We start from the raw sequence: 21,252 nt of genomic DNA on the forward strand, positions 1-21,252 counted from the left end.
CAGAAGGAGGAACTGTAGAGTGAGAAATCAAGATATCATCAGAAAGGCGGAAATGTCACTTTCCGCTTTAAAAAGCGGCGGTTTAATGAACCCCGCACAAGCTTCAGCATTTATCCGCATGGTGCAGAACACGCCGACCATTTTCAGCGAATCGCGTGTGATTCAAATGGAAAATGACTCGCAGAAATTTGAAAAAATCGGTTTCGGCCAGCGTATTCTGCGTGCCGCTGAGGAAGGAAAAGCCTTAACTGACGATCAGCTGACCGTCCCGGCAACAAGTACGGTGCAGCTGAATACGAAAGAAGTCATTGCGGAAATTAATATCACCTATGACACGCTTGAAAACAATATTGAAAAAGACGGCCTGCAGCAGACGATCATGCAGATTTTGGCGGAGCGGGCGGCAGTCGATATTGAGGAGCTTGTCGTAAACGGCGATACATCTTCTTCTGACCCGTACTTGGCACAGCTTGACGGAATCCGTAAGCAGACTGTATCTCACGTCATTGACGGAAACGGGGAAGAGCTGTCCAGAGCCACATTTAAAAAAGGCTTAAAAGCCATTCCGGCAAAATATTTGCGCCTGCCTCAGGAATTCAGATTTTACACATCTCAAGGCATGGAGATTGAATGGAAAGACCGTGTGGCTGACCGTCAGACCAACCTGGGGGATCTTGCGGTGCAGGGCGGTTTGTCTTCAGCATTCGGCGTTCCGGTCAAAGGAGTGTCCAATCTGCAGCCGTACTCGGTCGGAGAAGGTGACTCCCAGTACGATGCGTCTGACATCATTTTGACTCACCCGAAAAATATCATTCTCGGTTTTTCACGGAATATCCGAATCGAAGTAGATAAAGATATTCGCAGCCGCAAATTTATTATCGTACTGACGGCTAAACTTGACAGCAAATTTGAAGAAGAAGATGCAAGCGCCAAAATCGTAAACGTTAAAGAATAAGACGGGGGTGGCAGTTATGTTAATTCAGCCGTCTGACGTTGTTTCATATTCAGTTTATGATCAAGTCAAAAACAGGCCGGAGCCGCTTCTTATACAGGACATTCTGGAGGCGGAGGCGGAAGCGGCCAGAATGGCGGGGCATTCGTTCACTGACCCTATTTACTCACCGCTTCCCGAAAAGATTAAGCTTGCGTTATTAAAGCTTTCTCAATATTTTGCGCTGATCAACCAGAATGAAGCAGCCGCTTCCGCCTATCAATCTGAAAAGATAGGTGACTATTCCTATACGGTGGCAGGTGAAGGCGGGATCAGAAAACCGGCTGTGCGCCATCTTCTCTGTGAATATATCGCGCCGGGTTATTCCCCGGTTTCTGCAAACGCAAAGGTGAGACCATTATGAGCTACGAACGGCTGCTCACTGACAGATGCGATATTTATCATGAGACGGTGTCAGTTCCGAAGGCCGGACGCTTCGGGATTCCCGCCGAAAAGCTCCAGCCTGTCTTTTCTTATCGGGAAGTTCCCGATGCTGAAGACGTGCCGTGTCTGTTTGTTGAAAAACAGCAGCAGCTTATTCAGCTTGATCCTGATCATAAGGTATATCAGCGGTTTCTCGTTCATTTTCCGAAAGAGGCCATTGTGCGTGTCAATGACAAAATCATTTGGGAAGGACAGGCGTATATTCTGGAAATGCCGAAGAAAGCAAGACAGCACCATTGGGAGGTTATCGCTGTGAGAGATGACAGACTATGAGCATAAAAAACCTTGAACAATGGAATCGGTCGCTGCAAAAGGCATCATCCGGAGAATTTGCCCGTCAGGCATGCGAATGGCTGGAGCAGTCAGGGAAGGATTTTCTCGACTTGGTACGGGAGGAGCTTATTCATTCGGGAGGGATTGATACAGAAAACCTGCTGTCTTCTTTCCGAAAAGGAGCGCAGGATCATATATGGATCATTGAAAACGGGGGACTGACCCTTGAAATCGGCACCAATGCAGAGTACGCCTCATTCATAAATGACGGACATTGGACCGTCTCAGATGAAAATGTCAGATGGGTGCCCGGGTATTTTCAAGGCTCCCGGTTCATCTATGATCCGTCAGCTTCAACCGGAATGGCGCTCAAAAAACAGTGGATCAGCGGGAATGGATTTTGGGACAAAGCCCTTCTTTTGTATGAAACACTCTTCGCCGAATCGCTGGACAAGCGTTTCAATCAGTGGCTTAACACGTTGGGGGGAGATATCGGATGAATCGCGAAACCGGTTCAATCGCCGCTTTTTTGTATCAGCAGTGCGGCGTGCCCGTATATGAAAATGAACTGCCTGAACAATTTCAGGTGCCGTCACTATACATTCCGCCCCCATTTGTTTTTGACGAAAATGACACAGTCTCCACTTATAAGAAAACGTACAGTCTGAATGTGAAGCTGTTCCATGCCGACTCGGTGCAGGCGCTCTATGCAGCCGACCGGATCGCCGATGCGGTGAGAGAATCAAGACAGCTGATTCCGCTGCTAACGGAATCAGGGGAGGATACCGGTGATTTCGTCCGCATCAGCCGTATCGAAACAAGAGTCGGAGACAAAGGCGAGGCAGTGATCACAATCCGCTGGACGAGCCGCTACTACTATCAGAAACAAACATCTCCCGCACTGCGGGATGTGGACATTAACAGCGGGGTGAAACAAAAGTGAAACAACATAAAAAGAAAAACGCCGCAGCGGCGGAACGAGCGGTTCTTTATGACACGGCGGATTTAACAAAGCACGCGAAGGAGCTTTTCGGCGTAAAACCTGAGATTCTCCAGGGGGCTTTATTCGGCGTGAAGCAAAAACAAATGACGAAAGCGCAAGCCAAGTCTTACATTGAAGCATTTTTAACCAAGGAGGTCATGCAATAATGAACGGCGGAACATTTACGCAAGGAAAAGAAAAAGAACGTGCCGGAATCTATTTTAACTTTAAAACAACCGCCCAGGAGCGGGTATCGATCGGTGAACGCGGGATTGTCGCCCTTCCCGTCGCATCCGGCTGGGGGGAAGCGAAAACATTCGTTTCCATTTCAAGCATTGAAGATTTGAATAAAAAAGTGGGGCTCAGTATTGAAGATCCGTCACTGATTCTGCTTCGTGAGGCGAAAAAGAAAGCAAAAACCGTTTTGATGTACCGTCTGACAGAGGGAATCAGAGCGAGCGCCGATCTTTCGCAAGGTGTTAAAGCAACCGCTTTGTACGGCGGGTCAAAAGGAAATGACATCATCATACGCATCAGTGAAAACGTCCTTGATCAGACCGCTTTCGATGTGACCACTTACATGGATGAAGCGGAAGTTGACAAACAAACGGTGAAAAAAGCCGAAGAATTAAAAGCAAACGGCTATGTCACATTCACGGGAACGGGCGAACTGTCGGCTTCCATCCCGCTGACAGGCACTGAAGAAGAATCCGGGGAAACGTTAAACCCGCAGGCAGGCATCCGTCTTGCGGGCGGAACTGATAAAGCACCGGTCAACTCAGACTATACGGATTTTTTAGCTGCGGCTGAAACGGAGAATTTCGATGTCATCGCTCTTCCTGTAGCGGAAAACGATCAGCTGAAAGCGACATTTGCCGCATTCATTAAACGCCTTCGCGATGCGCAGGGACAGAAAGTGCAAGGGGTGACCGCCCATTACAGCGGGGATTATGAAGGCATTATCAATGTTACTGAAGGTGTGCTGCTGGAAGACGGAACCGAGATTAAAGCTGAAGATGCGACCGCCTGGGTGGCAGGCGCAAGTGCCAGCGCCGCATTTAATCAATCCTTAACATTCGTTGAATACGAAGGCGCCGTCGATGTGCTGCACCGCCTGACTCATGATGAAGTGATCGAACGTCTTTCCAAAGGTGAATTCCTTTTCTCTTATGATGCCCGTGATAAGTCAGTCAGCGTTGAAAAAGATATCAACTCATTGGTGACATTTACGGCAGAGAAAAACAAAAAGTTCGCGAAAAACAAAATCGTCCGTGTGCTTGATGCGGTGAATAACGATTTGACAAGAGAACTGAAAGCCTTAATTAAATCGAAAAAAGGCACGGGCTGCGATCTTCCTGCGACAAATGACGGCCTTCAATTCGTCAAAACGATGATCATTCAATATTTGACTACGCTTCAGGATGCGGGCGGCATCGCAAATTTTGATTCAGACAAAGACATTACAATCGGGCTGAATGAAGACCGCGACGGCTTTTTAATCGATCTCGCCGTACAGCCTGTGGATGCGGCAGAAAAATTCTACTTTAACGTGGAGGTAAACTAAGATGGCATTAAAAGCGCAAAACACGATTTCAGGAAAAGAAGGCCGTTTATTTCTAGACGGAGAAGAGATGGCGCATATTAAAACGTTTGAAGCAAACGTGGAAAAAAACAAATCAGAAGTAAACATCATGGGCCGCCGCATGACGGGACATAAAACAACAGGCGCCAACGGAACGGGCACGGCAACATTCTACAAGGTCACATCCAAATTCGCCGTCCTTATGATGGATTACGTCAAAAAAGGCAGCGACCCGTATTTTACGCTGCAAGCCGTTCTTGATGACAAATCATCGGGCCGCGGAACAGAACGCGTCACTCTGTATGACGTCAACTTTGATTCTGCAAAAATCGCCGGACTGGACGTAGACTCAGAAGCACTCGAAGAAGAAGTGCCGTTTACCTTTGAAGATTTCGATGTGCCGGAAAAGCTTTCTGAAACGTTTTAATTAAGATCGGTATGAGTGAAACAGGCCTTTTTACAGGCCTGTTTTTTATAAAAAAAAGTAAGGGAGTTTTCATCATGAGCGAAAAAAACGAACAAGTATTTGATCTGTCATTCTTTATGCCGGGTAAAACAGTCGAGGCTGAGGAGATTCGGGTTCCGCTTTCAAAGCGTTTTGTCGATAAAAAAGGAAACATCGTGCCTTTTATTTTTAAAGCCATTACGACTGAGCGCATTGACGAACTGGAGAAGGAAAGCACGACATATAAAAATGTGAAAGGCAGAGGCCGCGTAAAAGACTTAGACAGCCAGCGCTTCTATGCGCGGATCGCGGTTGAATCTACGATTTACCCTGATTTCCGGTCTAAGGAGCTCCGCGACGCTTACAAAACGGCAGATCCGGTCGAGGTGGCAAAACGCGTGCTTTCAGTCGGCGGTGAGTATGCAAATTGGCTGAATAAAGCGATTGAGATCAATGGTTTTGAAGATGAATTAGAAGATCTGGAGCAAGAAGCAAAAAACTGATAAAAGATGGGAATAAGGAAGCCGTGTATCTCTATTACGCGATGCATGAGCTTCATTATTCTCCATCAGAACTGAAAGAGTTATATGAAGCACCGAGACATTTTAAGGCGCTGTTGTACGGTTTAATCGGTTACAAGCTGGACATTCTTGAAAAACAAGCGAAGAAAGGGGGAGCGACATCATGGCAAAGCTGACCGCCCGTTTTGAATTGGAAGATCGGGTTTCAAAGAAAATAAGGAAAATCCAAAATGGCTTCAGAGCGCTTGAGAAATACAGGAAAATGACAAAACGCCAAAGTGAAATTGATATACGCAAGGAGACTAAATCTGTTTTAAGAACAATTGACCGCATCCAGCGCTCTATGAAAAGAAAGCTGGGCGCACAAATGATCTCTATTTCAGCTGAAGACGGAGCCAGTGCCGTCATTCAAAAGGTGCAAGCCCAATTAGCGGGTCTGCCTGCGTCTTTAACCATTAAAATAGGAGCAAAAGACAGCGCGACAGCGGCATTTGAGAGATTGCGGGATCTGGGTGCCGGTTTTAAAGGATTTACCGTTTCACTTTATGCGTCAGACGAAGTGACCCCTGCCATGGAACGTATCAAACGCTATATGCAATCTGCGTTAAAGAACGGGTACTCTGTCACTATACGCGTCATAGATCACGTCATGAAAACAGTCGGCCGAATTTCAGCGGGCATTGATTCGCTGACGGGAAAAAACAATGTCATTCAATTATCGTTAAACGAAAAGGTGACAGCACAGCTGGCTGCAATGCAAAAGAATATGCCGGACGTCGGAAAAGCTTCTGCTTCTGCTGCTCCTGCTTCGCCGAAAAACGATTTTTCAATGCTTGACTCCATTGCAGACACCTTCATGAAAAAAGTCAATGACATCGCATCCAAATTTTATCCGGAAACAATCATAGCGGAACTGGATAAATTCGCTGAAAGCTTTATGAAGAAAGCGGACGAAATCGCAAGCAAATTCAGCCCTGAGACGATATTAGCCGAACTGGACAAGTTCACAACGTCATTCATGGGGAAAGTAGACGAAATCGCGAGCAAATTCAGCCCTGAGACGATATTAGCCGAACTGGATAAGTTCACGACCTCATTCATGGGGAAAGTGGATGAAATCGCAAGCAAATTCAGCCCTGAGACGATATTAGCCGAACTGGATAAGTTCACAACCTCATTCATGGGGAAAGTAGACGAAATCGCGAGCAAATTCAGCCCGGCAACGATATTAACCGAACTGGATAAGTTCACGACCTCATTCATGGGGAAAGTGGACGAAATCGCGAGCAAATTCAGCCCGGCAACAATCTTAGCAGAGCTGGACAAATTCGCTGATTCGTTTATGAAAAAAGTAGACGGGGTCGTGAGTAAATTCAGTCCGGAAGCCATATTGAAAGAACTGGATAAATTCACTGATTCATTTATGAAAAAGATAGATGACGTTGTCAGCAAATTCAGTCCGGAGACCATATTGAAAGAGCTGGATCATTTTACTGATTCGTTTATGAAGAAAGTCGACGACGTTGTCGGTAAATTCAGTCCTGATAAGCTAATCGACCGCGCCGAACAATTTGTAAATGACACGATTGACCGGATTTCTGAGAAATTCGATTTTCTCAATCCGGATAAGATTTTGGAAAAAGTGGAGCAGTTTACATCCTCACTGTTCGGAGGCATTGATAAAAAGTTCGGCAAATTCAGTCCTGATGCGATCATCGAAAAAGCCGAGGCATTTGTTGATAAAATTGTCAGCAAGATTGCCAAGAAATTTGAGAAATTCAGCCCGGACAAAATCATCGAAAAAGCCGGGGAATTAATAGAAAAAATATTTTCAGGAATCGCTGAAAAATTAGGCAAACTCAATATCGGCGGATTATTAGGAGGCGGCACGAAAAAAGAAAAGAGTAAGGGCAGCCTTACTGCCGGCGGCTCCAACAGCCCGAAGCGTCCTGATCTGACAAAAGGTCCGCAGCGCACGGTAACAGCGCCAAAATCTTCAGGAAAGTCAGCCAAAAAAACCGGCGGGGCTTTGGGGGGCTGCTGCTGCTGTACCGGAGTGACGAGGGGCAAAAGCAGTAAAGTCGAAGGGCGAAATAAATCCTCGAAAAGAGGTTCCTCCGTAAAGGAAAGCAAACAGGCATCCGTAAACACGCCGAAAACAAAAGGGGCAGGTAAAGGCATCGGCGCGCTTTTGAAAGGCTTAGGAGATTCAAAGGCGCTAAAAGGCGGTTTGAAAGGGTTAAAAGGTGCCGCTAAAGGAATTCCCGGCATAGGTGAATTGTTATCACTTACTGATTTAGCCGGCATCAATAAAGATAATGCAGGAGAGAAGGTCGGCTCAGCAGGCGGCGGTCTTGCCGGAGCTGCGGCCGGAGCGGCAATCGGCAGCGTTGTTCCCGGAGTGGGCACATTAATCGGCGGCGCGGTAGGCGGCATCGCCGGCAGTTTAGGCGGTTCCAGCTTGGGAGAGGCCTTTGATTCAGGGGCTTTGAAAGACACGTGGAATGATATTTCCAAAGCGGCGCAAAGTGCTTGGACAACAATACAAGATACTTGGGGAAGCGTTTCATCCTGGTTCATGGAAAATGTATGGACGCCGGTTTCAACGGCTGTCGTCGGAGTGGCGACAAGCATTTGGTCAAATATCGTGAATGCGTGGACGACGATTCAAGGGATTTTCAGCACGGTGTCATCCTGGTTCATGGAGAATGTATGGACGCCGGTTTCATCGGCTGTCGTCGGAGTGGCAACCAGCATCTGGTCAAATATCGTGAATGCGTGGACGACGATTCAAGGTGTCTTCAGCACAGTATCCGGCTGGTTTATGAGCACCGTGTGGACCCCCGTAAAATCGGCTGTCGTCGGAGTGGCGACGTCCATTTGGAGTAAAATCACAGGAGCTTGGGATAAAATTAAATCGGTTTTCAGTACGGTTTCCGGCTGGTTCATGGATACTGTCTGGAATCCGGTGAAAGACATGGTGAAAAATGTCGGTAAAGGAATATCAGATGCTTTCCAGACTGCTTTAGATACGGTAAAGGATATATGGAAAGGGTTAAGCGGCTGGTTTGAGAAACATATAAAAGAACCTCTTGTAAAAGTGGGAACGGCCATATCAGATGCTTTTTCTGCAGCATTCGACTGGGTGAAAAAGATTTGGGATAAAACCGGCGGCAAAATGATTTCAGGCATAATGAACTTTGTCACAGGAGGCGGCGGAGATAAAAAGAAAAAAACGGACAAAAACGCCACGGGCGGCTACATTACAAAGCCGACCATTTCCTGGATCGGTGAAGCCGGTAAAGAATTTGTCATCCCCGTCGACAACAATCGCGGCCGCGGGAAGATGCTGCTTTCACAAGCTGCGTCTAAGCTCGGCATGCGTGTTGTCGATGATATGGGCGCGGCTTCGGCTCAGTCTTCTGCTGTGCCGGCGGGAGCGGGCGGTGTTTCTTCTTCTGCATCTGTATCGGCCGCGGCGTCTGTAGAGGCATCCGGACTTGGCGGTACGGCTTCATCACTCGGCAAACAGTTTACTGAAGGCTTTGACAGCGGAATCAGCAAAAAAGCGGTGGATATGGACGGCTGGAAGGAAAAAAACATCGGAACGCCGTTCAATGCCCTCATTTCGTCTTCATCCGGTTACGGAAAGCAAGTCGTTGCGGGCTATGCCAAAGGTCAGAATACTTCGCCGACGGGCACCGATTCATTTTTAAAAACAAAGGTGAAAACACCTTATCAATCGGCGGTTAATCAATCGTCATCATGGGGCGCCGCAACGGTGAAAGGATATTCGGCCGGACAGAATGCAAAAGATACGGGAACGTCGCAATACGTAAGCACACATATCAATAAACCGTTTGTGCAATCAAGAGATTCCGCGAACGGCTGGGGGTCAGGCCTGATCGGACACTTTGTATCAGGGATGACTGCAAAAGGAAGCGAAGTCAAACAGGCGGCCAAAGATATGGCCAAAAAAGTCGAGGACGCATTCAGGGAAGAGCTTGATATTCACTCTCCTTCCCGTGTCATGATGAGTCTCGGACGCTTTGCTTCAGTCGGCGTCGTCAAAGGTCTCGGCTCAGTTGACGTGAAAAAATACGCCGAAAAACAGGCAGGCTCGCTTGCAGCAGCCTTTTCCGGCATGGGTGCAGCGGGAGGAAGCGTCAAAGAGTGGCTTTTGGCCGCAATGAAAGCAACCAATACGCCGATCAGCTGGCTTCCGGGATTAATGACGATCGCACAGCATGAGTCAGGCGGCAACCCTAATTCCATTAATCTATGGGACAGCAACGCCAAAGCCGGACACCCGTCACAGGGGCTTATGCAGACGATTCCGAGCACCTTTGAAGATCACAAAGCGCCGGGCATGAATGATATCAGAAATCCAATTCACAACGCCGCTGCCGCTATCGGCTATATTAAAAGCCGATACGGCTCGATCAGCAATGTCCCCGGGATTAAAAGTATGGCTCATGGAGGCCCTTACGTCGGTTATGCCAATGGGGGTCTGATTACCAAGGAGCAGATCGCCCGTGTCGGCGAAGGGAACAAACGGGAGTGGATCATCCCTGAAGAGCGGGGCATCCGCGGCCGTTATCTGCTGCAAAAAGCGGCTCAAGCGCTCGGCATGGAAGTGTCCGACCCGTCACAGACGGAACCGGCGGCGCTTTCAGCCGGCACGGTTTCCGCAGCCGTTAAAGGCGGCGGACAAACCGTTCAAAAAACGGGAACAAAAGAGATTAAAATCGAATTCAGCGGCGATCAGCATTTCCATAACGGACAGGACGCCGACAGCCTCGCCGCCAAAATCAAACAGGCGCTGATTGATGAACTGCAAAAAGACATGTATACCGGAGCAAAGGGGGCCGTTGCTTTTGACTAAATCTGTTTACGAATTTTGGCTGTCTCAGGGAAAGGACAAGCTCCGGCTTCCCGTTCTCCCTGAAGCGATTGATATCGCAAACAGCGTGCAGAATGATTCCGTGAAAGTCACCGGACTTGGAGAGGTGACGTTTATCGAAGAACCGGGAGCGAAAGAAATTTCGTTCTCTTCTTTTTTTCCGAAACGGTACAGCCCGATTGCCGAATATCAAAGCATCCCTTCGCCGGAAAAAGCCATTTCAGCCATTGAAGCATGGATGAAAGCGAAAAAACCCGTTCAGTTTTTGATTACAGGGACAAAAATCAATGTCACATGCAGCATTGAAAGCTTTAATTACAGCGAAGGTGACAATGAAATCGGCGACCGGAATTTTGATATCGTACTGAAAGAATATAAAACCGCTTCGCCAAGAAAAATCAAACAAAAGAAAAAAACGAAAGCGAAGCGCCCGTCCAAAGCTTCACCCAAAACATATACCGTCAAAAAAGGGGATACGCTTTGGGACATCGCCGGCAAGTTTTACGGAAAACACACGGAGTGGCGGAAAATCTGGAACGCGAATAAAACCGCCATGATTAAGCGCAGCAAACGGAATATCCGGCAGCCGGGGCATTGGATCTTCCCGGGGCAGAAGCTGAAGATACCGCAATGAAACGGGTGAAAAGATGATTGAACTATTTGTCATAAAAGAAACGGAGTGGCTCGAGCTTGTCACAGAAAGCGTCACGCTGGAAGGACACAGATATCAGGCGCCCCGCTCCATCGAAGCGAAGATTGTCGTAAAGCAGGGCAGCCAGACGTATTACGGCGTATCAGAAGGGGACACGGTTTTGTTCAAATGGAACGGAAAAGAGCTGTTCCGCGGCATTGTTTTTGCAAGAACGCCCGATGAGCATACCGTCGCCTTCACCGCATACGATATGCTTCAATACCTTGTGAAAAACCAGGACGTTTACGTGTTTTCCAACAAGCGCGCCGATCAAATATTAAAAAGGATCGCCAGCGATTTTCAAATTCCCGTCACATCCATTGCCAACACAGGCCATACCATTAAATCACTCGTTTTTAAAAATGATACAAGCCTTTACGATATGATGCTAAAAGCTTTAAAGCAGACAAAAAGCCAGACGGGGCGCAATTATCAGCTCTATTCAGAAAAAGGCAGGCTCGGCTTGCGTGAATGGCCGGAGCCGTCTGACATATGGGTGCTGGAAACAGGAGTTAATATCACAGGGTATCAATACAACACCTCAATTGATGACACCGCAACCCGTGTCGTCATGCGGCTGCAAAAAGACGATAAAACCGTGAAGGCTTCCGCCTCAGACAGCGCGGGCATGAAAACATTCGGCGTTTTGCAGTATACCGAAACGGTTTCTGACGACATTAATGAAGCCCAGCTGAAACAGCGCGCAAAAGTGAAGCAGGCTGAGAAAAAAGGCGTTAAGAAAGAGCTGAAAAATATACAGGCGATCGGTATTCCCGGGTTGGAAAGCGGATTGCCTGTCTATATTTCAATTCCGGAAATCGGGCTGAAGAAAACCTATTATGTAGATACGGACCGCCATGAATTCCAAGGAACAAAACATACCATGACGATTGACGTCACGGAGAAAAATTCACTTCCGGAGGGGACATCCTGATGAGATTAAGTGATGCCATTAAACATTTAGCCGTCGGAGCGGTTGACGCCGAAGCGCCGGTAGAGCTGATGCCGGCCGAAGTGACCTCCGTTTCGCCGCTCGAGCTGAAACTGAAAGATCACGACAAACTTTTGATTCCGTCTGATGCACTCATTTTGCCGAAGCGGCTGAGATCCGGAGAAGATGATCAGCTCCAAGCGGGAGATCGGGTGATGACCGCCGCTTTAACAGGAGGACAGTCTTTCTTTGTACTGGACAAAATTTAACCGGCATCCGGACGGAGATGTAAGAGAATATCAGCCTATTAAAGCTGCTTCATCTGCCGAAGAGGGCTTTTTTACATGAACAAATCTAAAAGGAGCGGGTGCAATGGCCCTGACACCGGAAATCGAATTTGAAGATTTGGAGGATGCGAGTGAGGCCGTTGAGACTTCACAAACCTACCGAATTGATTTTGAAAACAACCGGATTACCAATGAACTGATAAACGGACTGGACGCAATCAGACAATTCGTCTATATCGCTCTTCACACAGAACGGTATTCATATTCGGTTTTCAGCCATGATATCGGAAATGAACTGCAGGAAGTGCTTTCAGATCAGAACACGACGGATGCTTATAAAAAAATGGAGATCCCAAGACTGATAGAAGAAGCCTTGCTGTATGATGACCGTATTTTGGCCGTTACCAATTTTGAGATTGAGAAAAAAGATGATGCCTTCATCGTCTCTTTTACCGTTGAAACTGATGAGGGCATGCTTGAGATAGAGGAGGTGCTGGGTGAGGATGTTTGAAGCTCAGACGTTTGACGACATTATGGACAGAATGCTGGCGCGCGTTACGGCGGATATTGATACGAGAGAAGGCAGCGTCATTTACAATGCGCTCGCGCCTGCGGCCGCTGAGCTCGCAAAGTCTTATATTTGGCTTGATACCGTGCTGGAGCTCGTGTTTTCCGATACGGCTCAGGGAGAATTTCTGGACAGGCGTGCTGCTGAAGCGGGAATTGAACGAACACCTGCTACAAAAGCGGTCAGAGCAGGAGAATTCACAGCGGGCATCACCATTCCGCCAGGCTCCCGTTTCTTCGTTGATAACCTGTATTTTCAATATACGGGGGATGGAACGCTTGAATGTGAAACAGCCGGTGAAGCGGGCAATGCCGGCATTTCAGGGCAGAACCTGCTGCCGCTTGATACGATACCCGGGCTTGAGAAAGCAGTCATGCGCGATATATTAATTCCCGGCCGTGAGGAAGAAGATGACAACAGCTTAAGGGCGCGCTATTTTACCCGTGTCCGCCGGGAGGCAGTCAGCGCAAATAAACAGCATTATAAACAATGGGCCGAAGAGGTTGACGGCGTCGGCAGGGCGAAAATCTTCCCGCTTTGGAACGGAGCCGGAACGGTGAAGGTTGTCATCACAAATGCGAATTTGGAACCGGCATCAGATATTCTGATCAAGAAAGTAAAGGATTATATTGATCCGGACGAAGGGCAGGGAGAAGGACAGGCGCCGATCGGAGCGGCAGTAACGGTGGAAAGCGCCCTATGGAAGGAAATCGAAATCTCAGCTTCCGTGCTGCCTGAGCTGAACAGCTCGATCGATGACGTAAAAGCGGAGATTGAAAAAGGCGTCCTGAATTTATTTAAGAAAATGGCCTTCGAAGAAAACACCGTCCGTTTATCACAAATTAACAACATCGTTTATAACTCGGCATCCGTCAGTGACTACGCCGATATCAAAATGAACGGTGCGGCGGAAAACCTCGTGCTCAGTGACGTGGAAATTCCTAAACTCAAAGAGGTGACAATCCTTGAGCAGACTCGATGAGATGACGGCGTACCTCCCGCCGTTTTTAACCCGATTAAAAGAGATGACACAGCTGCTTGAGGCGGAAGCTCCTGAGTTTGAGCGGCAGAATAACGATATTTTCGATTTGACAGATCAGCTCTTTATCACGACGGCGACATGGGGGCTTGACCGCTGGGAAAAAATATTAAAAATACCGCGGGAATCAGGTGACACGGAGGATATGAGACGGCTCAGGCTGATTTCGAAGATGTCGAATATTCCGCCCATCACACATCAAGCGATCGAGCAGGCGCTAAACCGTTTTTTAAAACATCCGTCAGCTTACGTTCGGATGTTTCCGGGGCAGTATCGTTTTTATGCCGATATCGGGCTTGATGACCTGCAGCACATGAACGAGCTGATTGAAACGCTTGAAAAAATCAAACCCGCTCATTTGGCGTATACACTGAGAGCCGCATTAAACGAAACACTGGAAATCAAAGACCGGGTCATTCTCAACAATCGGAGATACCGAAAAGTCAGTGAACTGAAGGTCGGTTATTCCGTCACACTCAACAATAACGAGGTGGTCTTACCATGATATCAGCCGCTTACAGACAGCGTGCCGCAGCCGATCTGAAAAACAGGATCACAAAAGTGCTGTTAAACGGCAAAGAAACTCCGATTGCGGATATTTCCGTAAAAGATGCCGCAGTCACCGTTCTGACACGCAGGGAAGAAGACGTCAAACACATTGAAACCGTGCAGATGCTTGACGAAACAGGAAGCGTTATCACAGAACGAAAAACAAATTTAGATCTCAGCAATAACAGAACGCTTGATTTAAGATTTACCTTTGAGGTGGTGTAACGATGGCTTACGAAGAAAAAACAGACTGGCTTCCGGACGATCCGATTAACGAAGATGACGTCAACCGCTGGGAAAAAGGCATAAAAGACGCCCACACGGATCTGGCGGCCCATAAAAACGACATGAACAACCCGCACAAAACGACAAAGGCCCAAATCGGCCTCGGAAACGTGGACAACGTCCAGCAGGCAGCAAAAAAAGATTTCGACCGGCACAATCAAGATCTGGACCGGCATGTGACGAAGGAAGAGCGCCAGAAGTGGAATAACGGGCAATTAACAAAGCTGACGGATGATTCAGGGAAATATTTAATAAGTATACAAGATGGCTTGGATTTTCATCAAATTGTAGATCAGCTTAATCAATCTTTTTTCTTTTACACAAATAACACGGGAGTTCATACTCCCCCGCTATCCGCCAGAGGTTTATATATCGGATTCAAGTCTTATGGTGAGGCTCTGGCGATGGATTATGAAGGCGGCACATGGAGAAAAACCCTTAAAGCTTCCGGCTGGACTGATTGGGTTCAGTTAGAAACTTCGGAAGGCGCCCAAAAAAAAGTCGATGCCCACACAAAGCAGACTGATATCCATGTAACGAAAGCTGAGAAGGATACATGGAACGCAGGCCAGCTGTTTAAAATCACCGCCGATAATGGCACCCAAAAAATCAATTTAACTTCCGGCTCGTTTTATGACTCGTTAAAAGACGTTGGTTCTGTAACATTTTACGGAACCAATGCAGTAACAGACAACCCGTCAAATACGAGTCTGCGCGGTATGCAGTTAGTGGGGCAGCCGGGAATAGGTAATGGTTATGCTGTAGACGTAAAGGGTAACGCATGGTGGTTTTACTATAACTCTAATCAAACAGCAATCAATTGGTATCCAATTGAATCCATAGCTGGAGCGCAGTCAAAGGTCGATGCACATGCGATAGATTCATCAATTCATATAAGTCCTATCGAAAGAGACAAATGGAACGGCGGCCAGTTGGCGAAATTGACAAAGGATGATGGGAAACGGACACGCTTAGAAAGCGGATCAGACATACTGGCACTGAGCTCGGGATTTTATTATGGAATGGGTGCTCAGCTGAAAAACAATCCGGTTGAAAATGATAATTCCTTTTTTAACTATGATGTGATTGAGAGTGAGTCAGGTAGAAAGTCGATTTTGGCTTGGAGAAGTTACGATAATAATGTATGGATTGCGACTGTTCATACAGACGGTGTTTTTAAGGGGTGGAAACGTCTATTTACTGAAGAAGAATTTAATAAAATGACCTGGTATGATTTAACACTAATTAATGGGCATAAGGCTGGCGCAAGAAATCCTCAGTATGCAGTGTGGGGCAACCAGGTATTCACTCGTGGTGAAGTGGTTCCTCCAGATTTCGACAGCATTTTCGCTGTACTTCCTTCTGAAGCTCACCCTTCAACACAGAAATCAATGGCTGCCCCACTCTTTGGAACAACCGGGATAACAAAATATTATGCCGAACCAACGGGAGAACTGAGAATTAACGGAAAATACGCCAAAATAGAGGGGAATATTACAGGGATTTCAATAGATAATAATTTCACTTTGTAATGGGGGATGAATATGCAAGTCTTTTTGTATGATGAGAATTTTTATTTTCAAAGGCCTGAAATCTTAAACAGTACATCAAGTTCAATGCCGCAAAACTCAACAACCATAAAACCTCCGGACGGCTTATGGAGACCGCAGTTTGATGAAGTAAATAAAATTTGGAACGAATCTGCTGATAAAGAATATAAGGAAAATCAAAAAAACAAGTATCAGGATGTGGTGGAGCCGGATCCCATCGTGGAACAGTTGAAAGAAATCGGACAGCAACTGGCAGATGAAAAACTTGTGAGAAAACAAGCAGAACAAGCTCAAAATGCTTTAGGTGTACAATTGTCTGCCGAAGTGGTGGCAAGGGAGAAAACAGAGATGCTGAATAAAGCTTTAGGTGAACAATTAGTATCTTTAAAATTAGAATTATTAAACATAAAAGGAGAATGAAAAAATGAAGAGACTTAACTTTTGGGTTTACGCTTTGTTTTATAAGTGGGCCTCAATAGAAATGGTAAAACAGGCTATGGGCTATGATGACTGCTCTGCCGAAGATCTGGCGGAAGGTGTGGCCGCGAAGTATATCACGCCTGAGGAATTTCAAGAAATAACGGGTGAAACATACGAAAACTATAAAAATGCTGTGTCATAAGCCGAACGGCTTTTTTTATTTGTCATTTTTAATAAATCAGAACAGGAGGACGGCCGATGAAAAAGCATTCATTTGAATTTCCTGCCGATCAACTTGGCAGACCCGGCGCAGTAAAAGCTTATCGCGGTAACAAAAACGATTATGTCACACCGGTTGCTGATTTGTCCGGAATGACAGAGATTCTTACCAATACGCCGCTAGAAGCGATTGAAGTATACAGCCAATTCGGACAAGACCGTTTAGGAGCCGTCTTAATAGACAGAGCACAGGGGTGGGCTTATTCGGACCGCAGCGGAACTCTTTTTATCGAAGAGAGCGAGGATAACAATTCGTGGACGGCTTCACATTCTGTCGCAGTCAAAGGCGGAGTGCTGACCGCTTCGGGGTGGGTCAGTCTGACAAAAAGATATTACCGGTTCCGTTTTGAAAATGGAAATCAAAAGCAGTCCGAATTTGTTTTATACCAATCTGTCGGTACGGGCGGTGATATGGCGTTTTCATATACAGACGTGATTTTTCATGAAAATGCAGCAGAGGCGGGCGAGGGAAGCATCTTCTCAGCGGGCGCTTGGAAAAAACTTCTCGTCGAAATCACCGGCACGGCTGAGTCGGGCCATATCGCGTTTTGGGGGAGATCCATCTCGGGAAGAAATGTGCCGATCAGAGGAATCAGGTCTGAAGACGGAACATCAGCCGCCGGTACATCAGGCACAGACGAAGTGTGGTCATTTGATATTGCCGGCTTTAAGGAAATCGTCATGGAAATCAAAAGCATTTCCGGCGGGAGCCTTTCTGTCAAAGGCACGGCATTTTCGTAAGAATGAAACTTCCGAAGGGAGGTGAGAACAATGTAAGAGGGGGGAGCGGAAGTGCTTCTGGATGAACAAGCGGTGCAAAAAGAATTCGCAGGCATCAAAGGTGAACATAAGGTGCTTGAACAGCGGGTGGCCGCATTAGAGCGGGTATCCGACCGGCAGGATCAGCAAATCATGACGCTGAATGAAAAACTGAACAAAATTGACGAAAACACAACATGGATTAAGCGGACCATTACAGGAGCGATCGTGACAGCAATCTGCACGGGCGTCATTGGCGGAGCCATCGCCATCATGTACAATCTGCTGCAAAAGTAGGGGGGAAACCGATATGAAATTCGCGGACAAAGGCACGGTCGTCAGGACGGTGCTTCTTTTGCTTGCTTTATTGAATCAAACTTTGCTGATGTTCGGCAAATCGCCGCTGAATATTCAGGAGGACCAGGTCAGCCAGCTTGCAGATACGCTGTATGCCGCCGGGTCGGCCGTTTTTACAATCATAACGACTGCCGCCGCCTGGTTTAAAAACAATTACGTTACAGCAAAAGGGAAAAAACAGCAGGCTTTATTAAAAATAAACAATTTATCGAAATAGGAGAGATGAGAATATGGTAAAAATCACACAGGATTTTATCCCGGCAGGAAACAATAACCGCCCAGGCTATGCAATGACACCGATTTACATTACGGTGCACAATACAGCCAATACCGCAGTCGGAGCTAACGCCAAAAGTCACGCAAGCTATGTGAAAAATCCCGATACACCGACAAGCTGGCATTTCACAGTCGATGATACGGAAATTTATCAGCATCTTCCGCTGAACGAAAACGGCTGGCATGCCGGTGACGGAAACGGGGACGGCAACCGTAAATCCATCGGTATTGAAATTTGTGAAAACGCAGACGGCAACTTTTCACAGGCCGTGGCAAACGCCCAATGGCTCATCCGCACATTAATGACGTCGCACGGCATCCCGCTTGCGAATGTCGTTGCGCACAAGCATTGGTCAGGAAAGCTTTGTCCGAGAAGACTGTTGGATACATGGGATGAGTTTAAAGCGGGAATCGGTTCTGGGGAAAGACAGACGTATACTGTCCAAAAAGGAGATACGCTGTCAGCGATCGCGCGGAAATTCGGCGTCAGCGTGGCCGATCTGCAGAAATGGAATAACATCGCTGACCCGAACCTGATTAAAGTCGGACAAGTACTGATCGTCAGCCCGCCGGTTGAAGCACTGTATTCTCTTCCGGACGAGGTGATTCAGCTGACAGAGCCGTACACGTCCGGTGAAAAAGTATACCAGGTGCAAAACGCGCTCGCCGCGCTTTATTTCTATCCTGAAAAAGGAGCTGTCAATAACGGCATTGACGGTATCTACGGCCCGAAAACCGCAGATGCCGTGGCCCGCTTCCAATCTGTAAACGGACTGACGTCTGACGGCGTCTACGGTCCCGCTGTAAAAGCGAAAATTCTGATGCAGCTTTAACAAAAAAGGCTGAGTCCCGTTCACATTGCGGGATTCAGCCTTTTTTCTTTTTTAACCGGTTCAATAGCCCGAGATTCCTCGCCCGCATCCTCAGCGAATAAGCGGAAAGCCCGAAGCGTCCGTAATCCACAAACTTTACGCGCCTGACAATTTTCTTCACATCATCACCTGTCGCATCTCTTTGTTGGTTTTATTATATGAAAGATAAGGAAAAAAGGAATAAGGACAAGAGCCGTGTCTCCTGTCCTTAGTGTAATCAAGCTTTTTTTTGTTTATACTTGTCAATCAGCCGCTCGTTTTCTTTGAAAATTCTGGCGGTATGAGGGCTGACCTGGTAACTTGCGATACTTGTCATTGAACGTTTTTTAAACATTTTGAACGGTTTCGCTCTTTGTTCCGGCTGCCCGTTTTGAAATGCCTGCTCCATTTAACCGTCACCTTCCTCTTCTATTGGCAGCATTAAATCATAAATGCTCGTTAGCGATGTGAAAAGCAAATAATCGAATTCCGTCAACAGGTTTTCCGACGTGAGTTTGATCACGTAATGGCGGTTCTGGACTGTAAACGGAATAAGCACAAGCCTGCCTTTTTGATCATAGTAGACGTCTTTACGGTTAAGACGGGACTGAACGTCTGCCGCATCAGGCATATGCTCCGTCAAGCGGTCCTTATCCGATTGTGCGGAATAGTCGCACAAGGAAGCCGTGACATTCATTTTTTCGGCATAAGCGGCCAGCAGTCTGCTGATGCCTTCCGCATAAGCTTCTGTACTTCCATAATATACATGGATCGGTTCATTTTTCAACAGATATTGATAGGTTTTCAGTTTTTCAAGATAGGAGTGAAGCATTTCGTTATTTTCTTCTAAAATTTCCCGCGTATCCGTCTCTAATTCATTGCCGGCGAGCTTTTTGATATACGCGCTCAAAAAGATAAACGCATCAATAAGGGCAAAGCAGACGGCAACAATCAAATATTGACTCCATGCGGCAAAGAGCGATTCAGGATCATATGTCCAATAGACCATGGAGCCCAGTACAAATAGTAAATACCACGTTTTACGGATGGCAAACATTTTTTCTTTTACCTTTGCCTCATACCGCCAGGATGCGTACACATATAAAATGAGTGCGGCCGCCATCGTCCACACCATAATCTGAAAAAACAAAAGCATGAGCATCCCTCACAATTTGAAAAATGGTCTGCTATGTTCATTCTATGTCATGACATCATTTTCCTGTCACAAAAAAAACCGCTTCTGTAAAGAAGCGGATGTCATCAGAAAAACAGATCTAAGATGAAAAAGGCGATGGCGCCGAGTGTACCTGCAATCGGCAGGGTGATGACCCATGTAATGAGCATCCGTTTAGCCGTTCCCCAGTTTACGCCTTTTACGCGGTGGGAAGCGCCCACACCGAGAATGGAAGACGAAATGACGTGCGTCGTGCTGACAGGGAGATGAATAAACGTGGCCCCGAAAATAATGGCTGCGCCGGTTAAGTCGGCAGATACGCCGTTTACCGGACGGATTTTCATAATTTTCCCGCCGACGGTTTTAATGATTTTCCAGCCGCCGATGGATGTGCCGAGACCCATTGCCAGGGCACAAGAGAGCTGCACCCAAAAAGGAATGGCATCACTTTTATGTAAATTGGCAGTCATAAGCGCCATCGTAATGATACCCATCGCTTTTTGCGCGTCGTTCGTTCCGTGTGTATAGGACTGAATGGCAGCCGTCAAAATCTGCACTCTGCGGAAGCGTTTATTTGTTTTCGCCAGATTGCTGTCTTTAAAAATCAGCTTCACGATCGAATATACGATAAAGCCGAGAACAAAGGCGATGATCGGTGATAAAATAAGTGCTTCGATAATTTTAATGAACCCTTTATAATTAAGCGTCGCAAAACCTGACGCTGCAATGGCCGCACCGGCGATCGCTCCGATAATCGCATGTGAAGAGCTGCTCGGAATGCCGAAATACCATGTGATCAAGTTCCAGGCGATTGCGGCGAGTAGAGCCGCAAGAATGACAACTGACCCATTGTCTAATGTATAAGGATTCACAATGTCCTTTGTAATGGTTTTCGCCACACCGGTAAATGTCATCGCTCCGAGAAAGTTCATGATGGCGGCCATGACGATTGCGTGCCGCGGCTTCAGCGCTTTTGTCGAAACTGAGGTGGCGATTGCGTTTGCGGTATCGTGAAATCCGTTAATGAAGTCAAATACCAAAGCGCATATGACAATTAATATCGTTAAAAGTAATAGAGTATCCATTATAACCCCT

General features: G+C 46.9%; 29 protein-coding genes. 25 read left to right on the plus strand and 4 right to left on the minus strand.

The genetic code is table 11. From position 1 onward, the window contains the following. Positions 1-19: 19 nt before the first annotated feature. From U2H13_RS06660 to U2H13_RS06780, 25 genes are all read left to right on the plus strand, one after another. A complete protein-coding gene (locus tag U2H13_RS06660; protein ID WP_007407274.1) occupies positions 20-955 on the plus strand; it encodes a phage major capsid protein in 936 nt (311 codons plus the stop codon). A 16-nt stretch (positions 956-971) separates the two neighbouring features. Next, entirely contained in the window at positions 972-1,355 is a 384-nt protein-coding gene (locus U2H13_RS06665) for a DUF3199 family protein (protein ID WP_021494026.1), read from the plus strand. Further along, positions 1,352-1,708, plus strand: coding sequence for a DUF3599 family protein (locus U2H13_RS06670; RefSeq protein WP_021494025.1), 357 nt, complete (start codon positions 1,352-1,354; stop codon positions 1,706-1,708). The genes U2H13_RS06665 and U2H13_RS06670 overlap by 4 nt, the downstream gene beginning before the upstream one ends. Further along, positions 1,705-2,208: an HK97 gp10 family phage protein gene (locus tag U2H13_RS06675; RefSeq protein WP_021494024.1), complete on the plus strand. Its 504-nt coding sequence runs from the start codon at positions 1,705-1,707 to the stop codon at positions 2,206-2,208. Before U2H13_RS06670 ends, U2H13_RS06675 begins: the two co-directional genes overlap by 4 nt. Next, positions 2,205-2,651 carry a hypothetical protein gene (locus U2H13_RS06680; RefSeq protein WP_029973074.1) on the plus strand — a complete coding sequence of 149 codons (447 nt, stop codon included), beginning with the start codon at positions 2,205-2,207 and terminating at the stop codon, positions 2,649-2,651. The genes U2H13_RS06675 and U2H13_RS06680 overlap by 4 nt, the downstream gene beginning before the upstream one ends. Continuing rightward, positions 2,648-2,857, plus strand: a complete 210-nt coding sequence (locus U2H13_RS06685; RefSeq protein WP_007610809.1) for a hypothetical protein — start codon at positions 2,648-2,650, stop codon at positions 2,855-2,857. Before U2H13_RS06680 ends, U2H13_RS06685 begins: the two co-directional genes overlap by 4 nt. Beyond that, positions 2,857-4,254, plus strand: coding sequence for a phage tail sheath family protein (locus tag U2H13_RS06690; RefSeq protein WP_376700744.1), 1,398 nt, complete (start codon positions 2,857-2,859; stop codon positions 4,252-4,254). Before U2H13_RS06685 ends, U2H13_RS06690 begins: the two co-directional genes overlap by 1 nt. Before the next feature lies 1 nt (position 4,255). Further along, the gene (locus tag U2H13_RS06695; RefSeq protein ID WP_003154837.1) at positions 4,256-4,699 is read left to right on the plus strand and encodes a phage tail tube protein; all 444 of its coding nucleotides are present in this window, start codon (positions 4,256-4,258) and stop codon (positions 4,697-4,699) included. A 74-nt stretch (positions 4,700-4,773) separates the two neighbouring features. Further along, complete coding sequence (locus U2H13_RS06700; RefSeq protein WP_032874591.1) at positions 4,774-5,220, plus strand: phage portal protein; 447 nt, start codon at positions 4,774-4,776, stop codon at positions 5,218-5,220. Between the two features lie 41 nt (positions 5,221-5,261). Next, the gene (locus U2H13_RS06705) at positions 5,262-5,414 is read left to right on the plus strand and encodes a hypothetical protein (protein ID WP_015239684.1); all 153 of its coding nucleotides are present in this window, start codon (positions 5,262-5,264) and stop codon (positions 5,412-5,414) included. Further along, complete coding sequence (locus U2H13_RS06710) at positions 5,402-10,123, plus strand: transglycosylase SLT domain-containing protein (RefSeq protein WP_376700745.1); 4,722 nt, start codon at positions 5,402-5,404, stop codon at positions 10,121-10,123. The genes U2H13_RS06705 and U2H13_RS06710 overlap by 13 nt, the downstream gene beginning before the upstream one ends. Next, the gene (locus U2H13_RS06715) at positions 10,116-10,775 is read left to right on the plus strand and encodes a LysM peptidoglycan-binding domain-containing protein (RefSeq protein WP_007610816.1); all 660 of its coding nucleotides are present in this window, start codon (positions 10,116-10,118) and stop codon (positions 10,773-10,775) included. Before U2H13_RS06710 ends, U2H13_RS06715 begins: the two co-directional genes overlap by 8 nt. Before the next feature lie 13 nt (positions 10,776-10,788). Continuing rightward, positions 10,789-11,766 carry a hypothetical protein gene (locus U2H13_RS06720; protein WP_022553481.1) on the plus strand — a complete coding sequence of 326 codons (978 nt, stop codon included), beginning with the start codon at positions 10,789-10,791 and terminating at the stop codon, positions 11,764-11,766. Beyond that, positions 11,766-12,032 (plus strand): DUF2577 family protein, encoded by a 267-nt coding sequence (locus U2H13_RS06725; protein WP_022553480.1) that lies wholly within the window; start codon positions 11,766-11,768, stop codon positions 12,030-12,032. Before U2H13_RS06720 ends, U2H13_RS06725 begins: the two co-directional genes overlap by 1 nt. 103 nt (positions 12,033-12,135) lie before the next feature. Further along, positions 12,136-12,561: a DUF2634 domain-containing protein gene (locus U2H13_RS06730; RefSeq protein WP_003154825.1), complete on the plus strand. Its 426-nt coding sequence runs from the start codon at positions 12,136-12,138 to the stop codon at positions 12,559-12,561. Further along, positions 12,554-13,600, plus strand: coding sequence for a baseplate J/gp47 family protein (locus U2H13_RS06735; RefSeq protein WP_022553478.1), 1,047 nt, complete (start codon positions 12,554-12,556; stop codon positions 13,598-13,600). Before U2H13_RS06730 ends, U2H13_RS06735 begins: the two co-directional genes overlap by 8 nt. Then, complete coding sequence (locus tag U2H13_RS06740; RefSeq protein WP_029973069.1) at positions 13,584-14,162, plus strand: YmfQ family protein; 579 nt, start codon at positions 13,584-13,586, stop codon at positions 14,160-14,162. Before U2H13_RS06735 ends, U2H13_RS06740 begins: the two co-directional genes overlap by 17 nt. Next, a complete protein-coding gene (locus U2H13_RS06745; protein WP_003154822.1) occupies positions 14,159-14,431 on the plus strand; it encodes a hypothetical protein in 273 nt (90 codons plus the stop codon). The genes U2H13_RS06740 and U2H13_RS06745 overlap by 4 nt, the downstream gene beginning before the upstream one ends. Positions 14,432-14,433: 2 nt before the next feature. Next, positions 14,434-16,023, plus strand: coding sequence for a hypothetical protein (locus U2H13_RS06750; protein ID WP_029973066.1), 1,590 nt, complete (start codon positions 14,434-14,436; stop codon positions 16,021-16,023). Positions 16,024-16,035: 12 nt separating this feature from the next. Beyond that, positions 16,036-16,461, plus strand: coding sequence for an XkdW family protein (locus U2H13_RS06755; protein WP_021493823.1), 426 nt, complete (start codon positions 16,036-16,038; stop codon positions 16,459-16,461). Positions 16,462-16,465: 4 nt separating this feature from the next. Next, positions 16,466-16,663 (plus strand): XkdX family protein, encoded by a 198-nt coding sequence (locus U2H13_RS06760; RefSeq protein ID WP_007610833.1) that lies wholly within the window; start codon positions 16,466-16,468, stop codon positions 16,661-16,663. A gap of 56 nt (positions 16,664-16,719) precedes the next feature. Beyond that, positions 16,720-17,481 (plus strand): phage portal protein, encoded by a 762-nt coding sequence (locus U2H13_RS06765; RefSeq protein ID WP_376700746.1) that lies wholly within the window; start codon positions 16,720-16,722, stop codon positions 17,479-17,481. 51 nt (positions 17,482-17,532) lie between these two features. Continuing rightward, a complete protein-coding gene (locus U2H13_RS06770) occupies positions 17,533-17,796 on the plus strand; it encodes a hemolysin XhlA family protein (protein WP_022553473.1) in 264 nt (87 codons plus the stop codon). Positions 17,797-17,809: 13 nt separating this feature from the next. Beyond that, complete coding sequence (locus U2H13_RS06775) at positions 17,810-18,073, plus strand: phage holin (RefSeq protein ID WP_003154813.1); 264 nt, start codon at positions 17,810-17,812, stop codon at positions 18,071-18,073. 13 nt (positions 18,074-18,086) lie between these two features. Continuing rightward, positions 18,087-18,965 carry an N-acetylmuramoyl-L-alanine amidase gene (locus U2H13_RS06780; protein WP_007407257.1) on the plus strand — a complete coding sequence of 293 codons (879 nt, stop codon included), beginning with the start codon at positions 18,087-18,089 and terminating at the stop codon, positions 18,963-18,965. A 34-nt stretch (positions 18,966-18,999) separates the two neighbouring features. On the opposite strand, the gene U2H13_RS06785 is transcribed toward U2H13_RS06780, so the two are convergent. From U2H13_RS06785 to U2H13_RS06800, 4 genes are all read right to left on the minus strand, one after another. Beyond that, a complete protein-coding gene (locus U2H13_RS06785; RefSeq protein ID WP_003154809.1) occupies positions 19,000-19,125 on the minus strand; it encodes a hypothetical protein in 126 nt (41 codons plus the stop codon). Between the two features lie 96 nt (positions 19,126-19,221). Then, complete coding sequence (locus tag U2H13_RS06790) at positions 19,222-19,392, minus strand: type II toxin-antitoxin system SpoIISB family antitoxin (protein ID WP_003154807.1); 171 nt, start codon at positions 19,390-19,392, stop codon at positions 19,222-19,224. Then, positions 19,393-20,139 carry a type II toxin-antitoxin system SpoIISA family toxin gene (locus U2H13_RS06795; RefSeq protein ID WP_094295697.1) on the minus strand — a complete coding sequence of 249 codons (747 nt, stop codon included), beginning with the start codon at positions 20,137-20,139 and terminating at the stop codon, positions 19,393-19,395. 104 nt (positions 20,140-20,243) lie between these two features. Further along, a complete protein-coding gene (locus U2H13_RS06800) occupies positions 20,244-21,242 on the minus strand; it encodes an inorganic phosphate transporter (RefSeq protein ID WP_003154805.1) in 999 nt (332 codons plus the stop codon). Positions 21,243-21,252 lie beyond the last annotated feature (10 nt).

Source organism: Bacillus sp. A1 (genome assembly GCF_042296235.1).
GTDB classification, from domain to species: domain Bacteria; phylum Bacillota; class Bacilli; order Bacillales; family Bacillaceae; genus Bacillus; species Bacillus velezensis.